Annotated in this window: 10 protein-coding genes and 1 pseudogene; all 11 read right to left on the reverse strand. The window is 40.9% G+C overall.

What is annotated here, in order from left to right; genetic code table 11:
• Window positions 1–213: 213 nt before the first annotated feature.
• Complete coding sequence (locus D0T60_RS14135) at window positions 214–315, reverse strand: smalltalk protein (RefSeq protein ID WP_163218757.1); 102 nt, start codon at window positions 313–315, stop codon at window positions 214–216.
• 24 nt (window positions 316–339) lie between these two features.
• Entirely contained in the window at window positions 340–876 is a 537-nt protein-coding gene (locus D0T60_RS14140) for an HU family DNA-binding protein (RefSeq protein ID WP_163218758.1), read from the reverse strand.
• A gap of 363 nt (window positions 877–1239) precedes the next feature.
• Window positions 1240–2132, reverse strand: a pseudogene (locus D0T60_RS14145) (Rpn family recombination-promoting nuclease/putative transposase).
• Between the two features lie 384 nt (window positions 2133–2516).
• A complete protein-coding gene (locus D0T60_RS14150) occupies window positions 2517–2783 on the reverse strand; it encodes a hypothetical protein (RefSeq protein ID WP_163218759.1) in 267 nt (88 codons plus the stop codon).
• Window positions 2784–3004: 221 nt separating this feature from the next.
• Entirely contained in the window at window positions 3005–4183 is a 1179-nt protein-coding gene (locus tag D0T60_RS14155) for a reverse transcriptase domain-containing protein (RefSeq protein ID WP_163218760.1), read from the reverse strand.
• 487 nt (window positions 4184–4670) lie between these two features.
• Complete coding sequence (locus D0T60_RS14160) at window positions 4671–5015, reverse strand: four helix bundle protein (RefSeq protein ID WP_163218761.1); 345 nt, start codon at window positions 5013–5015, stop codon at window positions 4671–4673.
• Window positions 5002–5511: a hypothetical protein gene (locus D0T60_RS14165; RefSeq protein WP_163218762.1), complete on the reverse strand. Its 510-nt coding sequence runs from the start codon at window positions 5509–5511 to the stop codon at window positions 5002–5004. The genes D0T60_RS14160 and D0T60_RS14165 overlap by 14 nt, the downstream gene beginning before the upstream one ends.
• 176 nt (window positions 5512–5687) lie before the next feature.
• Window positions 5688–8435 (reverse strand): DUF4906 domain-containing protein, encoded by a 2748-nt coding sequence (locus D0T60_RS14170; protein ID WP_163218763.1) that lies wholly within the window; start codon window positions 8433–8435, stop codon window positions 5688–5690.
• A gap of 30 nt (window positions 8436–8465) precedes the next feature.
• A complete protein-coding gene (locus tag D0T60_RS14175) occupies window positions 8466–9584 on the reverse strand; it encodes a FimB/Mfa2 family fimbrial subunit (RefSeq protein ID WP_163218764.1) in 1119 nt (372 codons plus the stop codon).
• A gap of 6 nt (window positions 9585–9590) precedes the next feature.
• Window positions 9591–10526 (reverse strand): FimB/Mfa2 family fimbrial subunit, encoded by a 936-nt coding sequence (locus tag D0T60_RS14180; RefSeq protein ID WP_163218765.1) that lies wholly within the window; start codon window positions 10524–10526, stop codon window positions 9591–9593.
• A 115-nt stretch (window positions 10527–10641) separates the two neighbouring features.
• Complete coding sequence (locus tag D0T60_RS14185) at window positions 10642–12078, reverse strand: Mfa1 family fimbria major subunit (RefSeq protein ID WP_163218766.1); 1437 nt, start codon at window positions 12076–12078, stop codon at window positions 10642–10644.
• Between the last annotated feature and the right edge of the window lie 8 nt (window positions 12079–12086).

The following is a 12086-nucleotide window of genomic DNA, read 5'->3' on the forward strand; positions in this document are numbered from 1 at the left end:
CAAAAGGAAGACTAAGGAAAGTGTGCTCAGACAGACCGTTAGCCTTGTGGGTGGAAACCCCACACAAGGCTAACGGAGACATTTATAGGAGAAACTTACTATAAAAATACTAAAAAAAGCTGTCTCCGGGTTAATTTCTTTATGACGTGCCTACAAATTATGTATAAACGTCTTAAAAGTAAGTGTATAAACCTCAAGAGACAGCCTCTTTCATTAGTTATTCATAGCCTGTCCGCTTATAGCTCCTACAATAGCACTTGCTACAGCAATAAGCACCCGCAATAATGTATCCCATGTTCTTTTATTCTTCTTCATGCTGATTTTATTTAAATCAATTCATTAAGCCGACGGATCAATAAATTCATCACCTCCGCCGCCGGAACCTCCATCATCATTGCCCCCGGCTCCATCGTCGTTACCTCCTCCGGTTAGGTTTCCTCCCACACTCAGACCTAAGTTTTTCAGATAGTCCTCCAATTTAATCAGGGTCAATTTCTCGCCGGCGCGGGTACTCGCTTTGGATATACGAAGGGCTTTACTGGCCTGAAAACAAATACGAACAGCCTTCACGGTATCTGCCGTTACATCTTCGGCCTTATCGGCACCATTAGATTGGGCAGAGAGCATAAACACACCCAAGCCGTCGATATTCACCGTCTTCCCTTCCAGAAGTTGCTCTTTCAGTTTCTCCACAAAGTTTTGGAGCACACTCAGAATATCTCCCATAGAGAGTGAAGAGCTATCTCTGATTTTTTCTGAGATAAATTTGGTATCCACTTTCCGACCTACGGTTACAATAAGAGGATAATGTTTTTTAGGCGAATTGGCTACAAGCGGGTTGGATGGTCTTTCAACCACGCGGTAAATTACAGACATAATTGTCTCCTTTCTTTAATTGTTAATGTTTAGGTTAAAAAAATATTTGTGCTGATCAACAATGCAAAGGTGATAATTATACAGGAAGCCACCAAGCAATTTGCACTCCCGAAAGCGGTTTTCTGTAGAAGAGTTATAAATAATTGATTACCAGAAAGATATAATAATAGATAAACACAAAATATATTCTACTTAACTCAAAACGGTTCGGAAAGGAGGACTTTTCACCACAGATTACGCAGATTTTCACAGATTAAATTATTCCACTACAAAACCAAAGAGGACAGAACTTTTAGTTAATAATCTGTGAAAATCCGTGTTAATCTGTGGTGAATTAACTCAAAACCTATCTCAAATAACCTATCACAGCCCCTCTATCTCCTCTATCGAAAGCCCGGTTGCTTGAGCTATAATATCAGCAGCTACTCCCAACTGCTTGAATTTTCGCGCATTAGAAAAGTTTTGTTTTCTTGCACCTTCTTCGCGACCAATTTCCAAGCCTTGCTCTAAGCCTTGCTCTAAGCCTTGTTGCAGACCTTGCTCCATCCCTGCTTTTCTTCCTTTCCGCTCTGCGCTACTATATAGTGTTTTCTCCACACTAATAATATCCCAGAACTTCTCATAGCCCAGCAGTTGAGCATCAGTAAAGGCAGATTCCTCTAAGGCAGTAACTGCCTTCTTTATTTGAGGGTTATCCATTAACTCTTGCGGAACTTCTCGGGTATGCTGACTGATTTCCGTAAGATAACGAAGCCACAATACCTGCATCTTCTTAGCAGCGTAGGTGTTGGGTGTAAACTTAGGAAGCTCAACAAATATCAGGTGAAGGCCGTTGATTACCTTTTCGGTATGCTCTACGTGCACCAGTTTGTAGTAATGGTAATAACCCTCTAAATCCGATTCGAAGACTTCATTCACCAGATTGAGTGAATATACCGGTTGCAAAAGCTCATAATGTTCGCCGGTATCTATCTGCCGAACATAANCAATACACGCTGCTTAAACTCGGGCGACCATATCATTTGCATCTCTACAATAAACTGCCTGCCTTGTTTGTCTTTACAGCGAACGTCTACAATGCTATTCTTGCGCAATGGATTTTCGGGCACCATCTCGCAAGCAAGGTACTCAATATCGGTTATCTCTTCTTCTTCGCTTAGAGGCAGAAGGGCGTTCAGAAGGCTCATCACCAAATCGGGGTGTTCGCCAAATACACGCTTGAAGGTAAGATCGGCTTTAGGGTCGAGGTATCGCATATATGGGTTTATTTTGTTTTATCTATTACAAAAATAACGCTTTTATTTGGAGAGGCAATGAGTTCGGAGGGGATTAACTCAAAACGGTTCAGAAATGATTGAATTTGAACCACAGAGTTACGCAGATTAACGCAGAGTTTTTAATACAATGCTGCATAGAACTAAAACTTAATCCTCTGCGTTAATCTGCGTAACTCTGCGGTTCAATATAACTCAAAACAAGATAGATACGCTGAAAACGCGGAATGAGCAGAAACACGCGGAATTATTTTTTCTTGCCACATAAGGACGAAAATATATCTTCCGCGTTCATCCGTTCATTCCGTTTTTTCCGCGTACCCATTCCCATTTCCTTCAAAACCCTATATACAAAACAACCATTTTCTAATGAAGCAGTTCAATCAGCAGTCCCTTAAACCTCCCCTCCTCCTCTTCCATCAGATATCCTTTTGCCGATAAATAATAAAAGAGCTTCATGATATCCCATAAAGAAGCACCCCTTCCGTACTCAATAATACGCAGTTGCTTGCTACTCATATCTATATTTTCGCTCAGAATAATTTGGGTAAAGTTATTCCGCAATCGAATTTCACGAACCAACTTCCCGATCTCTATTTTCACACTGCACAAATGTGCTTCATAATGTACCATAATTCTCTATTTTTCAGAAACCATTTTAATTTTAAAAAACCCTGCCACGCCTGGCAGGGTCACTTTAGCAAAAAACCTATTTTACATCATTCCCGCGCTTCACAGCGGAGTTACACTGACATCAATTCCCGGAATTTCTATTTCCCGCCGGGAACGGGAATTAGGGTTTATTAGTTGAGAGTTGAGAGTTACAATGCTGCATAGTAACTCGTAACTTGTAACTAATAACTATTCAGTCGAAAAACCGAACAACAGTCTTGCACATAGCCATATTTAAACACCCAAGCGTGCTGTTTCATAATTTCCCTTCTTATTTTAAAAGAACGATAATGAGCCATAACCCCTAAATAAGAGTTCACTGAATCTCTTACCTTAACCGGATTATTTCCGTGGTCTTTTAATTGATACATACGACTCTTAAAATTCTTTTTAATCCGATGATTCACATACATCCGGTATGGACGAACATAAGCTCCTACAAACAATGCACCTTTGGTATAATGTTGCAGATAAATCTTCTTGGGATGCACGTTGAGCTTCAAGTGTTCCTGCAAGTAATCCGAAATCTGCTTTATGGCTTTCCTTAGTACTTCCTTATCCTCATGGATAATATAAAAATCATCTACATATCGCCCATAATGCTTAAAACCCAGAGTGCGCTTTATATAATGATCGAAACCATTGAGGTAAACATTACTAAAAAGCTGACTGGTAAGATTACCAATAGGCAACCCCCGGTGGGGAGGAGCATGGAAAAGACTCTTCCCCAAGGGTAGCCCTTCCCAACCGGTAGGATCTCCTTTCATTATATAATTACTGGTAGGGTCTTGGTTTACTACAATATCTATTAAATATAATACGGTGTCATAATCAAACTTATCTTTCCACATCACCCCATTTGCATCTTTCCGCTCGGCATATTTACTCAATATAGACTTAATGATTTCATGTAGTATCTTCCGATCGATACTCATAAAATAGCTTTGTATATCAAGTTTTAATATATAGCAATCACGCGTATAGTTTTGTGAGCAACTTTTTACATGGTGTTCCAAGCGCTTCACCCCGTAGCTTGTACCCTTTCCTTTGCGGCAGGAATAGGAATCTTCTATAAATATGCGTTCAAAAATAGGGTTCACATAGTTATGAATCAAGTGATGCACCACCCGGTCCGAAAAATCAGCGGCAAATACTTCACGCGTTACAGGTTTAGTTACAATAAAAGCAATACTTTGTTTAGGCTTATAAGTACGCGCTTTAATATGACGATACAATTCCAACAAGTTATGCTCCAAATTCATTTCAAAGCGCAACTGATTGATGGTGTTCCGTTTATTTTTGCGGGCATCGTAATAAGCCACAAACAAATCATTTAATAATGTACTACCTTCATTGCTCATTTATTTTTTCTTTTTTACTCCTGCTAAAAAAACAGGGGATTGATAAATTACCGAACACAGCGCGCGGAGAACCCGTTCGTGTTACTCTGATTCGTGTTCCGGTTCTTAGACTCACTGGTGGCGTTGAAGTTCACGTAGCCCTTACTGAACCAGTAGTTACCGTTCCCGTTCGCCGGGTTGTTACCGTTGCCACTAAGGGGGATATTTAGTAATCACTGTACTACACAATCCAACAGAGCTTAAAAGCAATATTGAAATGAGATGATTATTACCGACTTTATTGCTAAAACCGGTGGATTACCTAATTTATCCGGCACTCTCTCATGAGACCTTGGCCTATGAAATGCTCACCCCTATCCCCTGTTTTTATTTAGTTGAAAGTTGAGAATTGAAAGTTGAAAGTTACTATGCAGTATTGCAGCTTGTAACTTGTAACTCGCAGCTTGTAACTCGTAACTTGTAACTTGTAACTCGTAACTTTCAGTTTTCAACTGTTTACGTATTTCTGCCAGGCCGCCAATTGCTTGGAAATGCCTTCGGCCATTTCAGCATATCTCACATATTGTTTTAGAGAGATCTGTTTCAGGTCGTGCAGAATACGAAAGTTAAGTTTTACCAGTTCCACCCGCTCGCGGGCTTCCTGTATAAATATATTTTTTTCTTTGGTTGCATTAGCCCGATAAACTAACATAACCAATTCCGTTAATTCTGATTTTAATTTTTCACCAATGGTATATCGATATTCCCGTTGCAGATTGAAACTGTCTTTAAATACAAGCAGTAACAAATCATAAATAGCTTTATATACTGGCAAATTACTATAGGGTGCCATACAATTTCTTTCGGATTTGCATCAAAAACATCATACACTCAATAGGTGTACTACTTTCTATACCAAAACTTTTTATTTGTTCCAGTACTTCTGCTTCAATAATAGTCACAGATTTACTTTCTTGAACTTGTGACAGTGGTTTTGATTGAAGTTGTACAGTCCCGGCTTCCATTATCAAAGGTTGTTCTTCTTTCCACTCAGTAAACTCATTCATAGAAAACAAGAATTGCTCTGATGATAATATTCTATACCGCTCATTTACTTCCAACATTTCTATATTCCCAACCACACTCTGGTAAACTTCTTCCGGAAACCCTAAGGAGACTACCGGCATAGACAGATACTTTACCATCTTTTTTTGCACCTTATATTTTTTTATATATGTAACGAAAAGAAAAGCAGAACTCTCATACGCCTTCCAAAACTTCCCCTCTTTAAACAAATGAATACGATGTTCGTTTCCATTTTGAGCCGATAGCTTTTCTTGTAATGTCATACTATATTTTTCTAAATTTCGAACCACCTTCGGTGGTTATGATCTCCGGGCAAAAAGCCCGGAGAAATAATCAAAGAATCAAAGTCTCAAATCACATTTTATATTTTCGACCGCCAAAGGCGGTAATTCACTCTTCGGGCCTACAAGCCCGAAGAGAATAAAGCAAATGAATCAAGTTATTTCCGAACACAGCGCGCGGAGAACCCGTTCGTGTTACTCTGACCCGTGCCCCGGCTCTTAGACTCACTGGTGGCGTAGAAGTACACGTAGCCCTTACTGAACCAGTAGTGACCGTTCCCGCCCGCCGGGCCGTAACCGTAGCCACTAAGGGGGATAAGCCAAGACTCACCGCTGGAATTCATACTTATATACCAAGAATATTTGTACGTTTTACCATTTACCTGCATACCTGCGGCTTTCGTCCACTGAGCATGCCTGTAAACATATCCCCACTCATTGTCAGAGTTGGTATCTTCAGTTTCACCTGCCTTCAAATCAAATGTAGGCAAACGAAAACCAGCAGGACAAGCAGCTTCGGCTTTGACCACAGATTCAAAGAAAGCACCCCTATTTTTCTCTTCCTTAGTACCAGTAACTCCAGTATCATACGTAGAAAAATAGCCATTATCACTTGCACCCAAATTGCGATCTAACCAAGTCACACCATTGATAGTCATTACGCCATAATAAAATATTTTACCATTAAGCTCTGTCGCATTATGCTGTATTGCATTCTTCAAACGCGAAACAATTCCCATCTGATAGACAAAGAACTCACTTTCGGTACCATCACCATACTCAATCACAAAACTACCATCAGTCCATGTAGCTATAGGATCACTGGTAGCAGTAACCCAAACATTACCATTGGCAGCAATAGCAACAGGATCTGTAGAAGTAGTAGCCGTAAAGGCTATTTTACCTACAGCATTACCTTTCACTATAATACGCCAACTCTTATCCATAGGAATAGCAATACGGTATTTAAGTGTTTTATGCTCCACCACACTAAAATGCAAATGATTCAAACCTACTTTATCAGTCGGAAAACCACGAAAGATATTAGTATCAAAACCGTTAATGGCTTGATTAGCATAGCCAACATCACTATCTGCAGCCGGATAATTAGTATCATTTTTAGTCCATTCAAAAAGAGTAATAGCTAACTTATCTGTATTACCACCACCACTACCTGGAGCCTGACGCACAGACATAGTAGCATTCAAGATCTCGCCATTAGGCTTAGTCAAAGTAAAATAAATGATAGCTGAACGAGCATATTTGGCATTAGGATCCATAGCAGTAACATCTACCTGAAAATCAAACAATCCATTCGTACCAGACTTTGCAGTAAACCCAGCACCATTATTTCCGGAAGTGGCACCATTAATGGTACACCAATCATTGCCAGCCTCCAGATCATTCTCTGTTTTCATAACCTGAAAACTAATCTGAGAAACATTGACACCAGAAAGATCACCTGATACGGCCAATGTCGCAATTTGAAAATTAGCCGTAGCACCAAAACGTAGCGAATTAGGAGCCACACGTAAACCACCCGCAGTAGAGGTTGCTCCCAACTGGGTAATATAAACAGGAACTTCCATAGAACCCCACTTCACCATAATGTAAGCCTCACGATCTGTATTCCCATAGTTATCGGTCAAAACCTCAATCTCAACCTGAGTATTACTATTAATCAATTTGGCTCCAAAATTATCCGAGTCGGAAGAAGTAAGTGTTATGGCACCCAAATTTGTATTTTCCGTTTTTAGTAAATTTATTGTTGCTTTTTGACCTTTCAGATAAGAGAAAACTACCTGACGAGGACTTACATCCAACCGGTTACCGTTTTCATCGGAAGCGCCATCGCCCATATCACCCTCTTTCCAGTCGTTAATATCATAAGAGATTTTAGCATCAGACTCACCATAAGCATCCCCAGGCTTTTCGGAACCTGCTCCGGAAACACCCGTTATTTTTATTTTATAACGATGATTAGGCTTCAAAGCTTGACTACCGGTTTTAGGCTTTACATTCAACCGATAATAAGAAGAAGTTCCTCCATTGTATTTACCTTTCACGATTAAACAAGTAGTCACCTTATCCCCCTTAGAAGTAGCAGCCTGATAATTAGGAAGAACATAGATTTTATTCTTTAATTCCTTGGCAGTAACATCATAAACTACCGCAGCATCAAAGCTCTCAACAAAAGCATCACTGCTTAAATCCAAAGAAGAACCGGTAAGCAATTTAGAATGCTTGCGGGCATTATAAACCTGCACCGATTCCAAATCAAAAGTAGCAGCATCTACTGTTGAGGTTACATCAATACGAGCAACCAAGCGGGTAAGCATAACACTAATCAGAGAACCTGCACTCGTTTTAACGGTTTTACCAAACATAGGAAGATCGTCACCAGCGATACCAGCACTACTGATTACAGCCTCCAATATGCCCTCAGCCTGAGAGAATGTAGCAGAAGAAGAGGAAAGCGCGCTTTTAAGCCATGCCTCCACAGTAGCGCTCGAACCTTTCGATACATAATTATCAATATTGGTCAATACATAGATATGATAGCTTTTTGAAGCATCTAAATCAGAGGGCAACTGAAAGGTAGCCAAACCGCTTCCACCAGACGGCACCATATCGGTAGCCTCGGCAACACCTGCATAGGTACGAGCAGCTTCTGTATCAGCACTATAATTATAAAAAATAGCGTATATTTTATTGATCTTTACTTCATCAGCCGTTTGAGTACGGGTAAGCACTTCTGTGTCGGCCTCATGCTGATAAAAGAGTTTCAATTCGTTTAGCTGCCCGGAAACCGGAAGTTCATAATCCTCCTCGGAACAGCCGGATAGAGAAAACAAACCGACCCATAACCAGAGTATCAGCAATCCTCTTACATGTAATAATTTCATTGTCAATTCTTTTTTATTTATTGTTACTCATTATTTAACTCCGTCTAATTGATGAGAGTAATCATCCACATCAATCCAATCGGCATACCACCAGTTGGAATCGTCGCTACCCAATTCGCGGTCATAATTATCGTCGGTCCAATCCATTACCTGCCAGTCGGCTTTCAGTTTGCCGTCGGTCTCAAAAGTCAATCTTAAATCTGTTAGGGTATTACGTTTTATTTGGTAGATGTAATTATCTCCGGAATCTTTGCCGCCGGCCAATTTCACGGTATACGATTTCTTTTCGGTTCCTTGCGTATAATGCAACTTCAACGAAGTAGGCTCATCGGTACCTGCCGGGCTATATTCAAACAGATAAAAGGTAGCAATGGCAAGAGCAGCATTCTGATCGGTCAACGAAGCAGGAACAGTAGAAACCGCCAAAGGAGCATCTCCCCAAGATTTCTTTTGCTCCGACGAAACAACCTGAGCCAATGTTTTATCCAGCGGATTACCTTCCAGCAAACGGCTTTCGGAAGCTTCATTCAAAATTTCCAATGCATCCAATGCAATAGTACCGGTTATATCCGCAGCTTTCCACAAACGCACATCCACTCTGGCCACAGCACGCAGCAAACTGAAAGTAAGTTCATTGTCGCCCACAATAATCATGCGAGACTCACACCAGGTAAAAGGCAGTAAACCATCTACGATGGCAGGGCTCACCCAATGCAAATTGTCGAGATCGGTTAACCGGCCAACCACAGAAGCATTGGAAAGCTTGGAGGCAAGCACAGAAGTCTCATTGCCAATTAAACAAAAAGTTTTCCGTCCGTGAGTCAGCGTTAAAGTAGCATCTACATAATAAACACCTGCCTCAGAGGTCTGGTCCGGAGCCAGCGTCTTCAAATCACTGCCGGTAAACAAAACATTACCCTCCAATCTGCCATCCTTATCGTAAATAAGCAAGCGCAGTTTTTCCAGTACTTGTTCCTTGTTAATAGCATTCGCATCTGCACGAGTAACTAATTTCAGATGAAGAGGCGTATCCAACGGAGTATCAGAACTAACCGAAGATTCATCTCCCATACAAGAAAAGAACAGCAGGAAAGAGAAGAAGAGGCATATTGAATATTTTCCTATCATAATTCTTAATTCATCATTCATAATTAATTAAATCCCTCCTCCCTGTTCGGCCACCGTCCAGTCATTGACACCAAGCAAGACCAATCCGTTCGTTTCATTAAGCTCATAACGAAGAAGATACTCATCGTAACGATCCAGGTCTTCGCTGCTATTGATATGCGGATGCAACATCAACTCTTGTACTACAGGGATTGCATCGAACACCTCGCCCGTTATAGCATGGCTCACTGTTAGGGTCAGATCATCATTCTCGGCCAAACGAAGCACAGTAAAGTCTACCTCTACCTCAGGAGCCGTCATACACTCGGCAGGATAATGCCAACCGGAGGTAGACACATTGGCGTTACAAATATCATAACAACCATTACTACCCGACATATTCACCGCATAACGTTCGAAGATACTAACGGAAGGAACACCTGTATGTTTCTCTATCAACACACGAATACGATTTGTGTTTTTAATCATCTCCACGGGTTGCTCTGCATTATTATATTGTTTCAACCTGAGGTTGCAGGCACCGTAAAAAAGAGAACCCAAAGAAGAAGGTACTCTACCACCACCATCGCAAAGGGCCGACAAACGGAAAGAATCATAGCTGTTTTCATCCGCCCAACTATAATAACGAGTATCCGGGTTTCCCCAAACCACCACCCGGTAATTACCGGCAGGCAAGTCAAGGTGCAAACGATTACCGGAAGAGAGTTCATCAAAACCTACATCTAACTTTTTCAAAAGTTCGAAGGTTGAATCCTGATATACATACACAGCCAGATTATTCACCTGCTGAGAAAACAGACAAGTGAAACGGGAATTCAGTACGTAAGAAAACCGCAAGAATACGCCCGTAGGACAATCATCATTATCATCATGGATACAACCGGAAAAAATAAAAGCAGGAAACAGAAGTATGACCAACAAAGAGGATAACCTGCCCCAAGGGAAAGAAAAACAGTATTTCATCGCAGTTTTGTTTTATTGATTTAAGTAAGGAAAGAGCCGGGCCGAAAAGACCCTGAAAACAGGTGGTTTGTGCAATCCGACACCGGCCCTAACCATTCATTTATTTATAGGTGTATTAATAACCAATACCCCCGTTTTGACTTACTACAGTCCAAGGAAGCACTGTGATGGTTCCTTTAATTTTGCAAACACCTTCTACCGGTTCTTCTTTACCACCTTTGTTAGTGTCATCATTATTGTTGCCACCACCGTCGCCACCACCGGTACCCGGAATGTAATCTGTATCATCTGTGTTGTTGCCATCATTGTTACCATTGATGTTGGGCACAGAAGCACCTGCGTTCATTACCTTGTTCAAAGTAACATCATAGCAAACGTTACGCTTAGCGGTGAATTTGCTGATAGGATCTGCATTTTCATTGTTTTCCAAAGCAAAAGCGTAATAGCTGATACCGTCTTTATATTCGATTACGTTTACGGTATGTCCCTTACCTTTACCGCTTGGGTCGGTAGTAGGCAGTGCATCATAAGTAAACTTTGTAGGGTCGATATCCGTTTTCGCATCAGCTACAATATACATATCATAATACTCGTCGTTGTTTACGTTATAAAGACGATAGAAAGTACCACTGGCCGGTAAAACTGCTGAAGCAGTATTGTCTTTGTTTTTCAAAAGAGAGGCACTCGGTTCAAATTTTCCACTAATCAACAGGTAAGACATATTACCTTTTTTCACTTTTTCGTTTGCATTTTCCATCAGGTAAGAATTAGTACCCGGAGCCACAGACATAGCACCGATGGCAGCGTAAGAGTCGGTATATTTCAACGCAGGCAGATAGTTGGCATCTGTCACTGTTTGATCTGCATAGTAAGGAGCCTTGTAAATACCTGCCTCTATTACCGGGAAGTAATACATCTTAGCAGGATTGTTGGCAGTTACATACTTCACATTAAGCAGTTTACCATTAGGACCGCTCAGGCTGGTTGCGTCGTCACCATCCGCACAAGTCAAAGCTACTTTAGCCATGGCACGCCCTACATTGATATCAACAGCGTTTTCAACATTAACAGCCAGGTTCTTGCTTACAGCACCGTCTACATTTGTCATAAAGAAACCTTTGGCAGCATTGGTGATAGAAGCAAGGGCAACCTCTGCAATTATTTTCTCTACAGAGCCTAATGTGCTTTTTCCTTCTTCAATACCGGTTACAGCAGGCGCGTTAACAGCTGCCAGGAAGTAATGACCACCTGAAGTAATTTCAACCACCGGAGAAGTATTGGTATTTGTAAAATTAACTACCTTTTCCAATACCTGAGAATTATTGAACACGTACAATGTAGCGTTCTTAATTGCTTTCTCATCATCTGTTGGTGTAGCCGAAGCTGCACGTGTAGTAGTACCGGTTTGATTTAAAATAAAACGGGCAGTAGTAACCTTTCCGTTAGGAAGCAAGCCTTCAACAGCAGCTTCATCATCGTTACTACAGCTTGTAAATCCGGCCATTAAAGCGGCACAAGCTAACATACTTACATACTTAAAATTTAATTTCATGTTGTTTA

Origin of the sequence: Bacteroides sp. 224, from assembly GCF_010500995.1 — a bacterium.
GTDB lineage: Bacteria > Bacteroidota > Bacteroidia > Bacteroidales > Bacteroidaceae > Bacteroides.

Bases quoted from the DNA above. Each gene is read 5' to 3' on its own strand.
- D0T60_RS14135 (WP_163218757.1), bottom strand. From the start codon at position 315: ATGAAGAAGAATAAAAGAACATGGGATACATTATTGCGGGTGCTTATT.
- D0T60_RS14140 (WP_163218758.1), bottom strand. From the start codon at position 876: ATGTCTGTAATTTACCGCGTGGTTGAAAGACCATCCAACCCGCTTGTA.
- D0T60_RS14150 (WP_163218759.1), bottom strand. From the start codon at position 2,783: ATGGTACATTATGAAGCACATTTGTGCAGTGTGAAAATAGAGATCGGG.
- D0T60_RS14155 (WP_163218760.1), bottom strand. From the start codon at position 4,183: ATGAGCAATGAAGGTAGTACATTATTAAATGATTTGTTTGTGGCTTAT.
- D0T60_RS14160 (WP_163218761.1), bottom strand. From the start codon at position 5,015: ATGGCACCCTATAGTAATTTGCCAGTATATAAAGCTATTTATGATTTG.
- D0T60_RS14165 (WP_163218762.1), bottom strand. From the start codon at position 5,511: ATGACATTACAAGAAAAGCTATCGGCTCAAAATGGAAACGAACATCGT.
- D0T60_RS14170 (WP_163218763.1), bottom strand. From the start codon at position 8,435: ATGAAATTATTACATGTAAGAGGATTGCTGATACTCTGGTTATGGGTC.
- D0T60_RS14175 (WP_163218764.1), bottom strand. From the start codon at position 9,584: ATGAATGATGAATTAAGAATTATGATAGGAAAATATTCAATATGCCTC.
- D0T60_RS14180 (WP_163218765.1), bottom strand. From the start codon at position 10,526: ATGAAATACTGTTTTTCTTTCCCTTGGGGCAGGTTATCCTCTTTGTTG.
- D0T60_RS14185 (WP_163218766.1), bottom strand. From the start codon at position 12,078: ATGAAATTAAATTTTAAGTATGTAAGTATGTTAGCTTGTGCCGCTTTA.